Origin of the sequence: Pseudomonas sp. 21 (assembly GCF_000955805.1) — a bacterium.
Taxonomy (GTDB): domain Bacteria; phylum Pseudomonadota; class Gammaproteobacteria; order Pseudomonadales; family Pseudomonadaceae; genus Pseudomonas.
This window is the reverse complement of sequence record NZ_JYOA01000010.1, coordinates 537,345-555,666: the sequence shown is the minus strand read 5'-3', so window position 1 is coordinate 555,666 and position 18,322 is coordinate 537,345. Positions and strand designations below refer to the sequence as shown.

Here is an 18,322-nt window from a genome sequence, read left to right as displayed (position 1 = left end):
GCGATGCGGAATCGATCGCGGACAGAGTCCGCTCCCACGTAACCTGATGGGCCGGACGGGCAATTGCCCCGCCGCAATGCCACCCACCGTCCCACCCGCTATGCTTTGCCCAGCCGCGCCCTCTCAATCCGGACGAGTCGTTCCCATGCAAGCGATGTTCAGCGTGTACCTGAAGATGCTGGTGCTCTATAGCCCCTTCTTCGTGCTCTCCTGCTTCATCAGCCTGAACCGCGGCTTCGCCCCGCGCGACCGCAAGCGCATGGCCTGGCGCGTGGCCCTGGCGGCGCTGATCGCCAGCGTGCTGCTGTACCTGTTCGGCCGCTACATCTTCACCCTGTTCGGCATCACCGCCGACGCCTTCCGCATCGGCGCCGGCTCCGTGCTGTTCATCTCCGCGCTGGGCATGGCGCAAGGACGCTCGGCAGTGCAGGCGGACAACGTGCAGCAGGATGTCACCATCGTCCCGCTGACCATTCCGATCACCGTCGGCCCCGGCACCATCGGTGCGCTGCTGGTGATGGGCGTGAACCAGGACTGGGAGCACAAGCTGCTGGCCCTGGCGGCGATCTTCCTGGCCTGCCTGACCGTCGGTGTGACGCTCTACCTTTCCGACAAGATCGAGAAGGTCCTCGGCGAGCAGGGCCTGATGATCGTCAGTCGCCTGATGGGGCTGTTCGTCTGCGCCCTCGCCGCGCAGATCATCATGACCGGCGTGCGCGGCTACTTCATCCCGCAATGACGCGCCCCTTTGGGGAGCGCCGCGCACCATTTGGCGTTTGGCGCACCAAAGCTGCGCACTGAAAAACCTCACCGATACGACAGAAAATCGCGTGCACCCCATCTGCGCCGAGGCTTTTGCCTGTTTGGCACGGATGCTGCGATGGCAGCTTCGATCCCGCCCAGGGATCGCCCCATTTCCGGGGAAGCTGCCGCCGACGGCAACTCCCCGCCCCTGGATAGCCAAGGAGGCTGCCGCGATGAAACGTCGTCCGCTGTTGAAAAGTACGCTGGCCGTGAGTGCCCTGCTGCTCACCGGTCTGTTCCCGTTCAGCACCCAGGCTGCCGAGACCATCAAGGTCGGCATCCTGCATTCGCTGTCCGGCACCATGGCGATCTCCGAGACCTCGCTCAAGGACATGGCACTGATGACCATCGACGAGATCAACGCCAAGGGCGGGGTAAACGGCAAGAAGCTCGAAGCCGTGGTGGTCGACCCGGCCTCCAACTGGCCGCTGTTCGCCGAGAAGGCGCGCCAGCTGCTGACCCAGGACAAGGTCGCGGTGGTGTTCGGCTGCTGGACCAGCGTGTCGCGCAAGTCCGTGCTGCCGGTGTTCGAGGAACTCAACGGCCTGCTGTTCTACCCGGTGCAGTACGAGGGTGAGGAAATGTCGCCCAACGTCTTCTACACCGGCGCCGCGCCGAACCAGCAGGCGATCCCGGCGGTGGAATACCTGATGAGCGAGGACGGCGGCGCCGCCAAGCGCTTCTTCCTGCTCGGCACCGACTACGTCTACCCGCGCACCACCAACAAGATCCTGCGCGCCTTCCTGCACAGCAAGGGCGTGGCCGACAAGGACATCCAGGAGGTCTACACGCCGTTCGGCCACAGCGACTACCAGACCATCGTCGCCGACATCAAGAAGTTCTCCGCCGGCGGCAAGACCGCGGTGATCTCCACCGTCAACGGCGACTCCAACGTACCGTTCTACAAGGAACTGGCCAACCAGGGCCTGGAAGCCACCGACGTGCCGGTGGTGGCGTTCTCCGTGGGCGAGGAAGAACTGCGCGGCATCGACACCAAGCCGCTGGTGGGCAACCTCGCCGCGTGGAACTACTTCGAGTCGGTGAAGAACCCGGAAAACACCAAGTTCGTCGCTGACTGGAAGGCCTACGCCAAGGCCAGGAACCTGCCCAACTACAGCACCGCCGTGACCAACGACCCGATGGAGGCCACCTACGTCGGCATCCACATGTGGGCGCAGGCCGTGCAGAAGGCCGGCAGCACCGACGTCGACAAGGTCCGCGAGGCCATGGGCGGGCAGACCTTCAAGGCGCCGTCAGGCTTCACCCTGACCATGGACAAGACCAACCACCACCTGCACAAGCCGGTGATGATCGGCGAGATCGAGGACAACGGTCAGTTCAACGTGGTCTGGAAGACCCCTGAGCCGATCCGCGCCCAGCCGTGGAGCCCGTTCATTCCGGGCAACGACAAGAAGCCGGATTACGCGGTGCGTAGTAACTGAGTGCCAGTCCGCAAAGTCCCTCTCCCCAACCCTCTCCCTGAAGGGAGAGGGAGCCGTTCGGCGCGTAGCCGATAGCACGGCGCGACCGGCCACTCCCGAGGCCGGCGGAACGTCCCCTCTCCCTTCAAGGAGAGGGGCAGGGAGAGGGCAAAACGCCCACACGGCTGCCCAGGGAATACGCCAATGCCCACTGCCTTGCTTCACCTTTTCCGTCACATCGCCATTGCAATGGCCACGCTGCTTCCACAGCTGGCCTTCGCCGGCCCCGCGCAGGACTTCGCCAGCGCCGACAACGACAGCCGCGCCAGACTGCTCGAACAATGGGCCGCCGCGCCCGATGCCGACCGCCTGCCATTGCTGGAAGCCATCCAGTCCGGCCGCCTCGCCGTCGATGCGCAGGGCCGTGCCTTCCTCCTCGGTGACGCCGGGCAATACCACCCCGCCGAGGGCGGTGCCGCACCGGTCGGCGAGCCTGACAAGCTGCGCCTGAACAACCGCCTGCGCGGCCTGGTGAACACCGCCATGGCCAGCCACCAACTGGTCGCCGACAGCGCCGAGGTACGCCTGGAAGCCGCGCGGCAACTGCAGAAAAGCGCCCGCCCGGCGCAGCGCACGCTGCTCGAATACCGCCTCAACGAAGAATCCGACGACAGCGTCAAGGCCGCGCTGCAACTGGCCCTGGCCAACCTGCAGCTGGCCGATCCGGCTCCGGCGGTACGTCTCTCCGCCGTGCGCCTGCTGGGCGAATCCGGCGATCCGCAGGCGCGCACGCGCCTGGAAAACCTGCTCGATCCCGCCGTCGAACCCGACGACTCGGTACGCACCGCCGCCGCCACCAGCCTCGGCCAGGTCAAGCGCCGGCTGCTGATGGGCGATCTGTTCGGCCAGGCCTTCAGCGGCCTGTCGCTGGGTTCGATCCTGCTGCTCGCCGCCCTGGGCCTGGCGATCACCTACGGGCTGCTCGGGGTGATCAACATGGCCCACGGCGAGATGCTGATGCTCGGCGCCTACTCCACCTACGTCGTGCAGCTGCTCTGCCAGCGTTACGCGCCCGGGCTGCTGGAGCTGTATCCGCTGCTGGCCTTGCCGGTGGCCTTCCTGGTCACCGCGTGCATCGGCATGGCACTGGAGCGCACGGTGATCCGCCACCTTTACGGCCGCCCGCTGGAGACCCTGCTCGCCACCTGGGGCATCAGCCTGGTGCTGATCCAGCTGGTGCGCGTGCTGTTCGGCGCGCAGAACGTCGAGGTGGCCAACCCGGCCTGGTTGTCCGGTGGCATCCAGGTGCTGCCCAACCTCGTGCTGCCGTGGAACCGCATCGTCATCATCGGCTTCGCGCTGTTCGTGCTGGCGCTCACCTGGCTGCTGCTCAACCGCACGCGGCTGGGTCTGAACGTGCGCGCCGTCACCCAGAATCGCAACATGGCCGCCTGCTGCGGCGTGCCCACCGGCCGCGTGGACATGCTCGCCTTCGGCCTCGGCTCGGGCATCGCCGGCCTCGGTGGCGTGGCGCTGTCGCAGGTCGGCAACGTCGGCCCGGACCTGGGCCAGAGCTACATCATCGACTCCTTCCTGGTGGTGGTGCTCGGCGGTGTCGGCCAACTCGCCGGCAGCGTGTTCGCCGCCTTCGGCCTGGGCGTGGCCAACAAGATCCTCGAGCCGCAGATCGGCGCGGTGCTGGGCAAGATCCTGATCCTCGCGCTGATCATCCTGTTCATCCAGAAACGTCCGCAGGGGCTCTTCGCTCTGAAAGGGAGGGTCATCGATTGATGAAAACACTCCTCTTCGATACGTCCGCTTGTCGTAGGAGCGAGCTCGCTCGCGAACCCGCCCAGCTTCAAGGCCGCCGGAAAATCCGTTCGCGAGCAATAACGATGGCGTCCCCCTCGTTCCTACAAGAAGCCGGGGAGATTTACTCGTGAACCAGCCACTCACCGTGACGGCCGCGCAGAAGGCCGGCCCGAAACTCACCGCCGGCCTGGTCGGCGCCGCACTCGTCGCGCTGCTGATCCTGCCGCTGCTGCACCTGCTGCCGGAAAGCAACGCGCTGCACCTGTCCGCCTACGGGCTGACGCTCACCGGCAAGATCCTCTGCTACGCCATCGTCGCGCTGGCGCTGGACCTGGTCTGGGGCTACGCCGGCCTGCTGTCCCTCGGGCACGGGTTGTTCTTCGCACTGGGGGGCTACGCCATGGGCATGTACCTGATGCGCGAGGCGGCGGGCGACCAGTTGCCCGCCTTCATGACCTTCCTCTCCTGGACGGAGCTGCCCTGGTACTGGGCCGGCACCCAGCACTTCCTCTGGGCGCTGTGCCTGGTGGTGCTGGCGCCCGGCCTGCTGGCGCTGGTGTTCGGCTTCTTCGCCTTCCGCTCGCGGATCAAGGGCGTGTACTTCTCGATCATGACCCAGGCGCTGACCTTCGCCGGCATGCTGCTGTTCTTCCGCAACGAGACGGGCTTCGGCGGCAACAACGGCTTCACCAACTTCCGCAGCATCCTCGGCTTTCCGATCACCGCGCCGGGCACGCGGGTGGCGCTGTTCATCGCCATCGTCGTGCTGCTGGCGGCGAGCCTGGCCATCGGCTTCGCCCTGGCGCGCAGCAAGTTCGGTCGGGTACTCACCGCCCTGCGCGACGCGGAGAATCGCCTGATGTTCTGCGGCTACGACCCGCGCGGCTACAAGCTGTTCGTCTGGACCCTGAGCGCCGTGCTCTGCGGCCTGGCCGGCGCGTTGTTCGTACCGCTGGTGGGCATCATCAACCCCAGCGAGATGTCGCCGACCAACTCCATCGAAGCCGCCGTCTGGGTCGCCCTGGGCGGGCGCGGCACGCTGATCGGCCCGCTGCTCGGCGCCGGCGTGGTGAACGGCGCGAAGAGCTGGTTCACCGTGGCCTTCCCCGAGTACTGGCTGTTCTTCCTCGGCGCGCTGTTCATCGTCGTCACCCTGTACCTGCCGCGCGGCATCCTCGGCCTGATCAAGCGGGAGAAAGAGCAATGAGAGCGGTCCCCCACCTGATGCTGGAACCGGCCTACGACCCCAACCGCGATCCGGGCGCCAGCCGCGATGCCATCGGCCTCGGGTCGAGCGCCAACGGCCAGCTGGACGTGCGCCACGGCACCATCCTGACCCTGGAAGACATCAACGTCAGCTTCGACGGCTTCAAGGCACTGCGTAACCTTACGCTCTACATCGGCGTCGGCGAGCTGCGCTGCATCATCGGCCCCAACGGCGCGGGCAAGACCACGCTGATGGACGTGATCACCGGCAAGACCCGCCCGGACAACGGCAAGGCGTACTTCGGCGAAACCCTCGACCTGACCCGCATGAGCGAGGTGGAAATCGCCCAGGCCGGCATCGGCCGCAAGTTCCAGAAACCCACGGTGTTCGAGGCGCTTTCGGTGTTCGAGAACCTGGAGCTCGCGCAAAAGACCGACAAATCGGTGTGGGCCAGCCTGAAGGCGAAGCTGTCCGGCGAGCAAAAGGATCGCATCGAGGAAGTCCTCACCACCATCCGCCTGCGCGAGTCGCGCAACCGCCCCGCCGGGCTGCTCTCCCACGGGCAGAAGCAGTTCCTGGAGATCGGCATGCTGCTGGTGCAGGAGCCGCAACTCCTGCTGCTGGACGAACCGGTAGCGGGCATGACCGACGCCGAGACCGAGTTCACCGCCGAGCTGTTCAAGTCCCTCGCCGGCCAGCATTCGCTGATGGTGGTGGAGCACGACATGGGCTTCGTCGGCAGCATCGCCGACCACGTCAGCGTGCTGCACCAGGGGCATGTGCTGGCCGAGGGTTCGCTGGAAGAAGTGCAGGCGAACGAGCAGGTGATCGAGGTCTATCTGGGGCGTTAGCCAGACGGCGGATGAAGCGTTCCGCTTCATCCGCCCTGCACCAGAGCCAACCCTAGGGCGCATAACGCGCAGCGTTATCCGCCGCAGCCGAATGCAAAGGAAACTCCCATGCTGCAAGTCGACAAGCTCCACCAATACTACGGCGGCAGCCACATCCTCCGTGGCCTGTCGTTCGACGCGAAAATCGGTGAGGTCACCTGCCTGCTCGGCCGCAACGGCGTGGGCAAGACCACCCTGCTGCGCTGCCTGATGGGCCTGGTGCCGGCCAAGGAAGGCAAGGTCAGCTGGGAGGGCAAGCCGATCACCGGCTTCAAGCCGCACCAGCGCGTACACGCCGGCATCGCCTACGTGCCGCAGGGGCGGGAGATCTTTCCGCGTCTCACCGTGGAGGAAAACCTGCTGATGGGGCTGTCGCGATTCAGTGCTGGCGAAGCCAAGGCCGTGCCCGAGTTCATCTACGAGCTGTTCCCGGTGCTGCGGGAGATGAAGCAGCGCCGCGGCGGCGACCTCTCCGGCGGCCAGCAGCAACAGCTCGCCATCGGCCGCGCACTGGCCAGCAAGCCGCGCCTGCTGATCCTCGACGAGCCCACCGAAGGCATCCAGCCCTCGGTGATCAAGGAGATCGGCGCGGTGATCCGCAAGCTCGCCCAGCGCGGCGACATGGCCATCCTGCTGGTGGAGCAGTTCTATGACTTCGCCGCCGAACTGGCCGACCAGTACCTGGTGATGTCGCGCGGGGAAATCGTCCAGCAGGGGCGCGGCGTGGACATGGAAGCCGAGGGCGTGCGAGGGCTGGTGACCATCTGAGGCGACGGCATTCTGCGCCGGTTCGCGAGCAAGCTCGCTCCTACAGGTCGGGCCTGCATGCTCTTTGTAGGAGCGAGCTTGTGACCCACAGGGATGTGGGGAATGCCGTTATCCGTAGGGAACGAATTCGGCCTCGCGAACCACGCCCGACGCCGAGACGACCTGTCACTGGCGCATGACGGCGGCCGGTGGCAAGCTGCCAGGCCCCGTATTCGTTTTTTCCGGAGTTCGACATGCCCCTCGTCCTGCGTCCCGCCGTCAATGACGACGCCGGATTCGCCGCAGTCTGCGTGGCCGCCGCCTATGCACAGTGGATTCCCAAGCTCGGCCGCAAGCCGGGGCCGATGCTGGATGACTACCACGCGATCATCGCCGAGGACCGCGTACTGATTGCCGAGCAGGGCGGCGTCCCCGTCGGCCTGCTGGTGATGCGCGAGACCGACGAAGGCTTCCTCCTCGACAACATTGCCGTGCTGCCCGAGTGCGCCGGCCAGGGCATCGGCCGCACCTTGCTGATCCATGCCGAGGAAACCGCCGCGCAATTGGGTTACGCGTCGTTGTACCTCTATACCAACGAGCGGATGACCGAGAACATCGAGCTGTACGCGAAGAACGGCTACCAGGAATACGCGCGCAAGGTCGAGAACGGTTTCCGCCGGGTGTACATGCGCAAGCAGCTGGGCTGAGCCGCGGCTCTCTGTAGGAGCGAGCTTGCTCGCGAACCATCGGTTTGACCGATGGTTCCAGCGTTAGCCTGATCATCCGTTCGCGAGCAAGCTCGCTCCTACAGTCGACGCACCGACATGGTGCGCAATGGTCGATAACGCACCGCAACCGCGCCGATACCTGACCGAACGGACAATCGCCTCCGTCAGCGCCAATCCCGTGCCATGCCTGAGCTGCACAAAGCCAGGCAGTGGCCGCGCACTATCCTGGCGCATTCCGGCACGCTGATTGCTCTGTCGTGTGCATCCTTCGTTTCGAAGCTGCCCATGAACGCACCGGCCACTCTCTTCCACCCTGCCTGGCACGCGGAGCTCGAGCTGGCCTATGCCTGCGTCGGCGACTGCACGCGCCCGGTCACGCGAAGGCATCGCGGCCCGTTGCGGGTGCAGAAGCACCTGTACGCGGAAGGGCCGCAAGTCTGCCAGCACATCGTCGTGCACCCGCCCGGCGGCATCGCCGGCGGCGACACGCTGACCCTCGATATCCACGCCAATCAGGACAGCTGGGTGCAACTCACCAGCCCCGGTGCCGCCAAGTGGTACCGCGCCGGCTGCCCGGCGAAGCAGCACCTCGGCATCCGCGTGGCGGCAGGCGCCACGCTGGAATGGCTGCCGCAGGAAACCATCGTCTATTCCGGCGCCCAGGCGGAGCTGACTACCTGCATCGATCTCGAAAACGACGCCCGGCTGTTCTACTGGGACATCGTCGCCCTCGGCCGCCCGGCCAGTGGCGAGCGCTTCGACGACGGCCACTTCGCCGCCGCGCTGGACATCCGCCGTGACGGCCAGCGCCTGTGGCACGAGCGCCAGCGCGTGACCGGTAGCGACCGCCTGCTCGACTCGCCCATCGGCCTCGCCGGCCATCCGGTGATGGCCACGCTGATCGCCAGCGGGCAGATCGACGCGGCGCTCATCGAAGCCTGCCGCGCCGTCCCCTGCCAGGGCCGCGGCAACCTCACCCAACTGCCCGGCCTGGTGGTCGCCCGCTGCCTTGCCCATGAGGCGCTGCACGCCCGCGCCTGGCTCACCGAACTCTGGCGCCGGCTGCGGCCCGCGCTGCTCGGCCGCGAGGCCGTTCCTCCCCGAATCTGGAGCACCTGAGATGGATTTGACCCCTCGCGAGAAGGACAAGCTGCTGATCTTCACCGCCGGCCTGGTCGCCGAGCGCCGCCTCGCCCGCGGGGTGAAACTCAACTACCCGGAAGCCATCGCGCTGATCTCCGCCGCGCTGCTCGAAGGCGCGCGGGATGGCCAGACGGTCGCCGACCTGATGCACTACGGCACCACGCTGCTGACCCGTGAACAGGTGATGGAAGGCGTGCCGGAGATGATCCCGGAGATCCAGGTGGAAGCGACCTTCCCCGACGGGACCAAACTGGTCACCGTGCACCAACCCATTGCCTGATCGCCCGCCCCGTGACCCAGGGGGCGGCGACAATGGCGGAGGAAGCGTTGCGCTTCATTCGCCCCACGAACCTGAGGAACCAACATGCTCATCCGCGACGCCAGCCAAGCCGACCTCGGCAGTCTGCGCGACATCTACAACGACGCCGTGCTCAACACCACCGCGATCTGGAACGAGATCGCCATCGACCTGGAGAACCGCCGCGAGTGGCTTGCGCTACGTGCGCAGCAAGGCTTCCCGGTGCTGGTGGCCGAGGACGGCGGCGAAGTGGTGGGCTACGCCAGCTACGGCCCGTGGCGCGCCTTCGACGGCTTCCGCGAGACGGTCGAGCATTCGGTCTACGTGCGCGCCGACCAGCGCGGCAAGGGCCTCGGTCCGATCCTGATGCAGGCGCTGATCGAGCGTGCCCGCGCCCAGGGCCTGCACGTGATGGTCGCGGCCATCGAAAGCGGCAACACAGCGTCGATCCGCCTGCACGAACGCCTGGGCTTCGTCACCAGCGGGCAGATGCCACAGGTGGGCCAGAAGTTCGGCCGCTGGCTGGACCTGACCTTCATGCAACTGATCCTCGACCCACGGAGCTCCCCATGATCCCTGGCGAATACGACATCCAGCCCGGCGAGATCGAACTCAACGCCGGCCGCCGCACGCTGGGCCTGACGGTGGCCAACAGCGGCGACCGGCCGATCCAGGTCGGCTCGCACTACCACTTCTTCGAGACCAACGACGCGCTACTGTTCGACCGCGACGCGGCTCGCGGCATGCGCCTGAATATCCCGGCCGGCACCGCGGTGCGCTTCGAGCCGGGGCAGAGCCGCGAGGTGGAGTTGGTGGAGCTGGCGGGCGAGCGGAAGGTTTACGGATTTGCCGGGCGGGTGATGGGGGCGCTCTGAGCTGAGTGCCACATAGAGCCCCTCTCCCCCGCCCTGGCTGCGCGCCCCGCTCTGAAGGGAGAGGGAGAAAGCAGCCCCAGCAATGAGTCAGCACAGTGCACCGATCAGCCCCCTCTCCCTTCAGGGAGAGGGTTGGGGAGAGGGCAAACCAGCGCAAGGACCGACCAAGGAGCCCCGATGAAGATCAGCAGACAAGCCTACGCCGACATGTTCGGCCCCACCGTCGGCGACCGCGTGCGCCTGGCCGATACCGACCTGTGGGTCGAGGTGGAAAAGGACTTCACCGTCTACGGCGAGGAAGTGAAGTTCGGCGGCGGCAAGGTCATCCGCGATGGCATGGGCCAGAGCCAGCTGTGCGCCGCGCAGGTCGTCGACACGGTAATCACCAACGCGCTGATCCTCGACCACTGGGGCATCGTCAAGGCCGACGTGGGGCTCAAGCACGGGCGCATCGCCGCCATCGGCAAGGCCGGCAACCCGGACATCCAGCCCGGCGTCACCATCGCCCTGGGCGCCAGCACCGAAGTGATCGCCGGCGAGGGCATGATCCTCACCGCCGGCGGCATCGACACGCACATCCACTTCATCTGCCCGCAGCAGATCGAAGAGGCGCTGATGAGCGGAGTGACCACCATGATCGGTGGCGGCACCGGGCCGGCCACCGGCACCAATGCCACCACCTGCACCTCCGGCCCGTGGCACATGGCGCGCATGCTCCAGGCCGCCGACGCCTTCCCGATGAACATCGGCTTCACCGGCAAGGGCAACGCCAGCCTGCCGCTGCCGCTGGAAGAACAGGTGCGCGCCGGCGCCATCGGCCTGAAGCTGCACGAGGACTGGGGCACCACCCCGGCGGCGATCGACAACTGCCTGTCCGTGGCCGACCGCCTCGACGTGCAGGTGGCGATCCACACCGACACCCTCAACGAATCCGGCTTCGTCGAAACCACCCTCGCCGCGTTCAAGGGCCGCACCATCCACACCTACCACACCGAAGGCGCCGGAGGCGGCCACGCGCCGGACATCATCAAGGCCTGCGGCTTCGCCAACGTGCTGCCCAGCTCGACCAACCCGACCCGGCCCTTCACCCGCAACACCATCGACGAACACCTGGACATGCTCATGGTCTGCCACCACCTGGATCCGAGCATCGCCGAGGACGTGGCCTTCGCCGAGTCGCGCATTCGCCGCGAGACCATTGCCGCCGAGGACATCCTCCATGACCTCGGCGCCTTCAGCATGATCAGCTCCGACAGCCAGGCCATGGGCCGCGTCGGCGAAGTGATCACGCGCACCTGGCAGACCGCCGACAAGATGAAGAAGCAGCGCGGCGCGCTGGACGGCGATGGCGCACGCAACGACAACTTCCGCGCCAGGCGCTACATCGCCAAGTACACCATCAACCCGGCGATCACCCATGGCGTGGCCCATGAAGTGGGCAGCATCGAAGTGGGCAAGCTGGCCGACCTGGTGCTCTGGCGCCCGGCCTTCTTCGGGGTGAAGCCGAGCCTGATCCTCAAGGGCGGCGCCATCGCCGCGAGCCTGATGGGCGACGCCAACGCCTCGATCCCGACGCCGCAGCCGGTGCACTACCGACCGATGTTCGCCAGCTACGCCGGCAGCCGCCACGCTACCTGCCTGACCTTCATCAGCCAGGCCGCGTTCGACCTCGGCGTGCACCACGAACTGGGCCTGCGCAAGGCCATCGGCGTGGTGCAGGGTTGCCGCAGCGTGCAGAAGACCGACCTGATCCACAACGCCTACCTGCCGCACATCGAGGTGGACGCGCAGAACTATCAGGTGCGTGCGGACGGTCAGTTGCTCTGGTGCGAACCGGCCGACGTGCTGCCGATGGCGCAGCGCTACTTTCTCTTCTGAAGAGCGGCTGTTCCGAGAACTGCGTCAGCTTGGCGGCTTCCATGATGGCCTCGTGATAGCTACCCTGCGTGCCCCCGGAAAAGAAGTCCGGGGCATATCTCAGGAGAGTCACGTGAAGTTCACCCGTATTGCCGCCGCCCTGCTCGCCACCGTCGCCATCGCCGGCTGCACCGGCACCCCGATGAAAACCCGGAGCTACACCCCCGATCAGTACACCGTGATCGGCCACAGTGAAGGCAAGGCCACCGGCATCATGCTGTTCAACGTGATCCCGATCCAGCAGAACACCCGCTTCATCCGCGCGCAGAATGCCGCGATCCAGGCCAAGGGTGGCGATGCGCTGATCAACACCCAGGTGCAGGAAAAATGGTTCTGGGCCTGGGTCCTGAATGGCTACACCACTACCGTTTCCGGTGACGTGATCAAGCTGAACAAGTAAGGCTCTGCCTGCTTGCGGACCGGTGTGCAATGCCCGGTCCGGCTCCTGCCCTTGCCATAAATCAAACTTTTCTCTGTCCCCCTCCCCACCGCGTGCCGATTGAGATTCGTCTTATTCGGCTGACTGAACGCCAGCTGAACAATGTGCCCACTGATCCAGAAAAGCCCTCACCGGCCGAGGATCCGGCGTGGCGCGACAGCTCGTGGCCATGCCGCCCCCAAGCAACTTCCAGTGACAGCAGGATACCGATCCGGAACGCTCCGATCTCCCGCCAGGACAGGCTTACACAGGCGCTGGAAACCCGCCCCGCATCGCGACATGGCGACGGGCGCAAGGAGGTTTGCAATGCGCTTTACCAAGACCCTTCTGGCCACGCATGTGGCCCTGGCCATCGCTCTTTTCGGACAGAGCCAGGCCGCACTGGCCGGCTGCACGACGACAGGAACGGAAACGACCTGCGACTCCACCACCTGGGACCCTCCTCCCAGCGGCACCACCAGCCTGGTAATCAACACCGGGACCACGGAGGGCAAGCTGGCGCCCATGCAAGGTTTCGGCATCTACGGCAACAACTCCGGAACCCGGTTCAACCTGATCGATGCGACCACGTCCATCACCACCGGCGGCAGCAAGGCCGACGCCATCCAGGTGAACAACGGCACCAACCACATGACCTTCGGCCAGCTCAACATCGTTACGACCGGGTCCTCCGCCGAAGGTATCAACGTCACGCGCAACACCAACGGCTCGAGCGTGACCGTGGGCGACAATGCAGTGATCACCACCCAGGGCATGGGCGTGAGGGCGAACTCCTCGCCCGGCGCGGGCTATACCAACAGCATCGTCATCGGTGAAGGGGCCACCATTACCAGCGCCGGGAATGGCGCCAACACCGAGTTCACCCTGGGCTCGACGGTCTATGAATACGGCGACGGCTATGCCGTCTATGCGGGCAACACCAACACCAAGGCCCTGGGCGGCGCGTCGGTGACCATCGGCGACAACAGCGTCATCACCTCCACCGGCAAGGACGCTCACGCGGTCTTCGCCAACAAGGGCGGTGTGATCACCCTGGGCAGCACCACCATCAGCACCATCAACGCCACCGAATCCACCAAGGGCAACGGCTACGGCATCTATGCCGAGGCCGGTGCCTATGGCGATGGGACGCGGGGCAGTCAGGTCTACCTGCAGGGTGACACCCAGGTCACGGTCAAGGACGGCAACTATGCGATCTACGCCAAGGGCGCCGATTCCAGCGTCGTGTCCGACAGCGCCAGGGTCTATGTCCTCGACAGCAACGCCGATGCGAACACCGTGAATCGCAAGGGTGTAGCCCTGTTCGCGGAGACCCAGGGCAAGCTCGACCTGAAGATGGCTGCCGGCTCCTACCTCAACGGCACCACCAGCACCGTCACCGATGGCGTGATCGACCTCGCCATGGACGGAGCCGCCAGCCAGTGGTTCATGACCGGCAACTCCAACCTCACCAACCTCTCGCTCACCGACGGCGCGCAACTGATCTACGATCGCCACGACGAGCACGGTGCCTACACCTACAAGACGCTGACCGTGGATGGCGACTTCAGCGGCGGCGGTCACCTGGTGATGAACACCTACCTGGGCGGCGACACCTCGGAAACCGACAAGCTGGCCGTCACCGGCAGCACCTCGGGCGAGACCCGCGTCACCGTCAACAACACCGACGGCCCCGGCGCCGAAACCCTGGAAGGCATCCAGATGATCACCGTCGGCGGCACCTCGGCCGGCGAATTCAAGTCAGACCGTGTCACCGAGGGCGGCTACGAATACGTGCTGCGTCGCGGCGGCAGCTTCGTCGGTTCCACCGGCCTGGATAGCGACTGGTACCTGACCTCGTACAAACCGACTGATCCCGATCCGGAGGATCCGCCGCCGGTTGATCCACCGCCAGTCGATCCACCGCCAGTCGATCCGCCGCCAGTTGACCCGCCACCGGTTGATCCGCCGCCAGTCGATCCGCCGGGCCAGGTCGACCCGACCCCGGAAGACCCCGATCCGGTCGATCCCGCACCGGAACAACCAGGCCCCGTGGACCCAGCGCCGAAGCCAAGCGACAGCGACCGCGTACGCCAGCCCGAAGGTGGCAGCTACACCGCCAACATCGCAGCGGCCAACACGATGTTCCTGCATCGCCTGCATGACCGGACCGGCAACCTGACCTACGTCGACCCGGATACCGGCAAGCAAGTCACCTCCATGCTGTGGATGCGCAACGTCGATGGCTCGACCCGCTGGGAAGACAGCACCGGCCAGCTCAAGACCGAGTCCAACCGCTACGTGCTGCAACTGGGCAGCGACCTGTACCGCAAGCAGACCGACAACGGTGACTGGGTACTGGGCGTGATGGCCGGCTACGCCAACGGCAACTCCACCACCCAGTCGCGCATCACCGGCTACCGCTCGCGCGGCGAGATCGACGGCTACAGCCTGGGCGTCTACGGCACCTGGTACGAGAACAAGGAAGACGAGAACGGCGCCTACGTCGACAGCTGGATTCTCTACAACGAATTCGACGCCGACGTGAAAGGCGACCAACTGGCCAAGGAGAGCTACGACCTCAAGGGCATCACCGCCTCCATCGAGGCCGGCAAGACCTTCGAAGTCGCCAAGACCGACAGCGCCACCTACTACGTGCAGCCCCAGGCACAGATCGTCTACATGGGCGTGAAGGCCGACAGCCACCGCGAGGCCAATGGCACCAAGGTCACCGGCAAGGGTGACGGCAACATCATGACCCGCCTGGGTGCCCGCGCCGCCGTGCGCAGCAACGAGGCTGGCGGCTTCGCCAACACCTACGGCGTGGAGCCCTATGTGGAGACCAACTGGATCCACAACTCCAAGGACTTCGGCGCGAAGATGGGCAGCACCAGGTTCGAGATGGACGGAGCCAGCGACATCTTCGAAGTGAAGCTCGGCGCCACCAGCAAGGTGAACAGCCGGGTCAATGTCTGGGGTGAGGTAGGCCACCAGTTCGGCGACAACGGCTACCGCGACCAGGCGGTGACCGTAGGCTTCAAGATCAACTTCTGATCCTGCCGTAAACCCGGGCCGCCGCACGCAACGTGCGGCGGCCTTCGGCATCCCCCTGCAGGAGCGGGCCAGGCCCGCGATCGCGCGCACGGCGCGCTCCTACAATTCTGGCCCGGCGCTGAACCTGGCAATTCGATCAACTTCTTCTCATCTGCCCGACCACCAAGCTCGAACTGCTATGCTCTTCAGCTCGATGAAAAAGGTGGACCCGCGATGACGGCGATGACTTCGCGACCGAACGAACGCCCGGGCATCTCGCCCGCGCTGGCTGCGTTGCGCGCCGCTACCCAAGAGCTGCATGCCGACCTCGACAGCCGCTCCCCGCTCACTTCCGCACTGACCCAGGCCGACTACCTCGACCACGCTGCCCGCGTGCTGGGCTGGATGCGCCCGCTGGAGCAGGCACTCTGGCCGCTCTGGCCGGACGCAGAAGATGCAGCCCTGCGCCAGGGCAAGAGCCAGTGGCTGGAAGACGACCTGCTGGCCGGCGCCCACGCCGAAGACCCCGTGGTCGACTGCCCCTGCGTACCCAAGCCGGTCTGCCTGGCCGAAGCCTTCGGCATCGCCTACGTCGCCGAAGGCGCGACCCTCGGCGGACGTGTGCTCTACAAGCGCCTCAAGACCTCCCTCGATCCCCTGCCACTGCGCTGGCTGCATGGCTACGGCGAGCAAACGGGCGAGCGCTGGGGCAGCTTCCAGCGCCTGCTGGCCGAGCACGTCACCACTGCCGAAGATATCTCCCGCGCTCAGGCTGCCGCCGTGTGCGCCTTCACCTCGTTCCGCGACTGGGTGATCGACGCCACACCCGCCCGGACGGTCCCGGCATGAGCGAGCAGGCCGTCACCCTCGCCAACTGCGAGGACGAACCCATCCATGTGCCGGGCGCGATCCAGCCCCACGGCGCGCTGATCGCCCTCGACGGGCAGGGCAACGTGCTCGGCTTCAGCGACAACCTCGGCACCCTGCTGGGCATCGCCCCGACGCTGGGCGAACCGCTGGCAGAAGCCGACGTCGGCCCGGGCGTGCTGGCGATGCTCGCCGAAGGGCTGGGCGAGGAAGGCCCCTGGGTCAACAGCGTGGAGGCGCGGATCAACCGGCGCTTCTTCGACGTGATCGGCCACAGCCACGACGGCGTGCGCTACCTGGAATTCGAGCGACGCGCCGCCGGCACCGCGTCCTTCACCACCTTCGCCCTCAACGCCCAGCGCCTGGTCAGCCAGCTGCAGTTGCGCAACGACGTCGAGAGCCTGCTGGTCAGTGTCACCGAGGAAGTGCGGCGGATGACCGGCTACGACCGCGTCATGGCCTACCGCTTCAACGAGGACGACTCCGGCGAGGTGGTCGCCGAATCCCGCCGCGAGGACCTGGAAAGCTACCTCGGCCAACGCTACCCGGCCTCGGACATTCCTGCCCAGGCGCGGCGCCTGTACCTGCAGAACCCGGTGCGGCTGATCGGCGATGCGGCCTACCAGCCGGTGGCCGTGCGACCCACGCTGAACCCGCGCAGCGGCAAGCCGTTCGACCTGAGTTTCAGCACCCTGCGCAGCGTCTCGCCGATCCACTGCGAATACCTCGCGAACATGGGCGTGCGCGCCTCGATGAGCATTTCCATCGTGGTCGGCGGGCGCCTCTGGGGACTGTTCTCCTGCCACCACATGAGCCCGAAGGTGGTGCCCTACCCGATCCGCATGTCCTTCCAGGTGTTCTCCCAGGTGTGCAGCGCCATGGTCGAACGCCTGGAACAGAGCCGCGTCAGCGAACTGCTGCGCCAGGCCTCCGAGCGCCAGCAGGCGCTACTGCGCCGCACCCGCGACTCCGATGACCTGCTCAGCGCCCTGTCGCGCCCCGGCGCCAGCATTGCCGACCTGCTGCCGTGCGACGGCGCAGTGGTGATGCTTGGCGGGCGCGCCAGCAGCATCGGCGGCGACTTCGAGGATCTGGCAGTGGCCATGGTCGCCCAGTTGCAACAGGACGACGAGCTGGACCTGTTCCACAGCGACCATCGCCTGGAACTGCCCGACGGCACGTACGACCCACGCTACTGCGGCGTCATGGCGATCCGTTTCCATCGCCAGGAGTCGGGCTGGATCGTCTGGCTGCGCCTGGAGCAGGTGCACCGCATCCGCTGGGGCGGCAAGCCGGAGAAGATCGTCAAGACCGGCCCCTCCGGAGCGCGCCTGACTCCGCGCGGCTCATTCGAAGCCTGGGAGGAAGTGGTGCGCGGGCGCTCCATGCCCTGGACCGGCATCGACCTGAGCATCGCCGAGAAGCTGCGCACCGAACTGGTGGAGCTGTGCCTGAACCGCGCCGGCGAGATCGACCGCATGCGCCAGCGCCTGATCGCCGTACTCGGCCACGACCTGCGCAACCCGCTTCAGTCGATCTCCATGGCTGCCGCGATGCTGTCCTCCAGCGACGTGCGCAACGCCGAACTGCGCCAGCACATCACCTACTCCAGCAGCCGCATGGAGCGGCTGATCAGCCAGATCCTGGAAATGAGCCGCCTGCAGAGCGGCGCGGGCATGACCGTGAAACCGGTGGCCGCCGACCTTTCGCGGCTGGTGCGCGATATCGTCCAGGAAACCGACGTGGCCTATCCGGGCTTGTCCATCGAGACCGCCATCGAGGAGGGCGTGCAGGCGCAGGTCGACCCGGACCGCTACCTGCAGGTGGTCGCCAACCTGCTGAGCAATGCCCGCCACCACGGCCGCCCCGGCCGCCCGGTGCTGGTGGAGCTGCGCCACCAGGGCGAGCAGGCGCGGCTGAGCATTCTCAACGAAGCCGAGGCGCTGGACGAGGCGCGCCTGGCCAACCTCTTCGAGCCGTTCAAGCAGGACGCTGGCGGCCATGGCCGCAACAAGAGCGGACTGGGCATCGGCCTGTACATCTCCCAGGCCATCGTCAGCGCCCACGGCGGCCGCATCGAAGTGGAACAGGCCGACGGCATCATCACCTTCAGCGTGCTGGTGCCGCTCAGGCCGAACGTGCCCTTGTAGGAGCGCGCCATG

16 protein-coding genes are annotated in these 18,322 nt (G+C 66.4%); all 16 read left to right on the top strand.

Going from position 1 to position 18,322, the window contains the following annotated elements:
• The first annotated feature begins 145 nt into the window (after positions 1-145).
• The 16 genes from UB43_RS24410 (at position 146) to UB43_RS24335 (ending at position 18,310) form a co-directional block, all read left to right on the top strand.
• Positions 146-739 carry a MarC family protein gene (locus UB43_RS24410; RefSeq protein WP_045216386.1) on the top strand — a complete coding sequence of 198 codons (594 nt, stop codon included), beginning with the start codon at positions 146-148 and terminating at the stop codon, positions 737-739.
• Positions 740-977: 238 nt separating this feature from the next.
• Positions 978-2,246: an urea ABC transporter substrate-binding protein gene (urtA, locus tag UB43_RS24405; protein ID WP_045216384.1), complete on the top strand. Its 1,269-nt coding sequence runs from the start codon at positions 978-980 to the stop codon at positions 2,244-2,246.
• 183 nt (positions 2,247-2,429) lie between these two features.
• Positions 2,430-4,016: an urea ABC transporter permease subunit UrtB gene (gene urtB, locus UB43_RS24400; protein ID WP_045216381.1), complete on the top strand. Its 1,587-nt coding sequence runs from the start codon at positions 2,430-2,432 to the stop codon at positions 4,014-4,016.
• A gap of 148 nt (positions 4,017-4,164) precedes the next feature.
• Positions 4,165-5,244, top strand: coding sequence for an urea ABC transporter permease subunit UrtC (gene urtC, locus UB43_RS24395; RefSeq protein WP_045216379.1), 1,080 nt, complete (start codon positions 4,165-4,167; stop codon positions 5,242-5,244).
• Positions 5,241-6,095 carry an urea ABC transporter ATP-binding protein UrtD gene (gene urtD / locus UB43_RS24390; RefSeq protein WP_156160482.1) on the top strand — a complete coding sequence of 285 codons (855 nt, stop codon included), beginning with the start codon at positions 5,241-5,243 and terminating at the stop codon, positions 6,093-6,095. Before urtC ends, urtD begins: the two co-directional genes overlap by 4 nt.
• A gap of 108 nt (positions 6,096-6,203) precedes the next feature.
• On the top strand, positions 6,204-6,902 hold the full coding sequence (gene urtE / locus UB43_RS24385; protein ID WP_045216375.1) for an urea ABC transporter ATP-binding subunit UrtE: 699 nt from the start codon (positions 6,204-6,206) through the stop codon (positions 6,900-6,902).
• Positions 6,903-7,135: 233 nt separating this feature from the next.
• Positions 7,136-7,588, top strand: coding sequence for a GNAT family N-acetyltransferase (locus tag UB43_RS24380; RefSeq protein ID WP_045216373.1), 453 nt, complete (start codon positions 7,136-7,138; stop codon positions 7,586-7,588).
• 306 nt (positions 7,589-7,894) lie between these two features.
• Positions 7,895-8,728, top strand: a complete 834-nt coding sequence (locus UB43_RS24375; protein WP_045216371.1) for an urease accessory protein UreD — start codon at positions 7,895-7,897, stop codon at positions 8,726-8,728.
• 1 nt (position 8,729) lies between these two features.
• Positions 8,730-9,032, top strand: a complete 303-nt coding sequence (locus UB43_RS24370; protein ID WP_045216369.1) for an urease subunit gamma — start codon at positions 8,730-8,732, stop codon at positions 9,030-9,032.
• Between the two features lie 84 nt (positions 9,033-9,116).
• Complete coding sequence (locus UB43_RS24365) at positions 9,117-9,623, top strand: GNAT family N-acetyltransferase (protein ID WP_045216368.1); 507 nt, start codon at positions 9,117-9,119, stop codon at positions 9,621-9,623.
• Complete coding sequence (locus UB43_RS24360) at positions 9,620-9,925, top strand: urease subunit beta (RefSeq protein ID WP_045216366.1); 306 nt, start codon at positions 9,620-9,622, stop codon at positions 9,923-9,925. Before UB43_RS24365 ends, UB43_RS24360 begins: the two co-directional genes overlap by 4 nt.
• A gap of 177 nt (positions 9,926-10,102) precedes the next feature.
• Complete coding sequence (ureC, locus tag UB43_RS24355; protein ID WP_045216364.1) at positions 10,103-11,803, top strand: urease subunit alpha; 1,701 nt, start codon at positions 10,103-10,105, stop codon at positions 11,801-11,803.
• 112 nt (positions 11,804-11,915) lie between these two features.
• A complete protein-coding gene (locus UB43_RS24350; RefSeq protein ID WP_045216361.1) occupies positions 11,916-12,242 on the top strand; it encodes a hypothetical protein in 327 nt (108 codons plus the stop codon).
• Between the two features lie 345 nt (positions 12,243-12,587).
• Positions 12,588-15,314: an autotransporter outer membrane beta-barrel domain-containing protein gene (locus UB43_RS24345; RefSeq protein ID WP_045216359.1), complete on the top strand. Its 2,727-nt coding sequence runs from the start codon at positions 12,588-12,590 to the stop codon at positions 15,312-15,314.
• Between the two features lie 222 nt (positions 15,315-15,536).
• Positions 15,537-16,142 (top strand): biliverdin-producing heme oxygenase, encoded by a 606-nt coding sequence (locus tag UB43_RS24340; protein ID WP_045216919.1) that lies wholly within the window; start codon positions 15,537-15,539, stop codon positions 16,140-16,142.
• Positions 16,139-18,310 carry an ATP-binding protein gene (locus UB43_RS24335; protein WP_045216356.1) on the top strand — a complete coding sequence of 724 codons (2,172 nt, stop codon included), beginning with the start codon at positions 16,139-16,141 and terminating at the stop codon, positions 18,308-18,310. The genes UB43_RS24340 and UB43_RS24335 overlap by 4 nt, the downstream gene beginning before the upstream one ends.
• Positions 18,311-18,322: the final 12 nt, after the last annotated feature.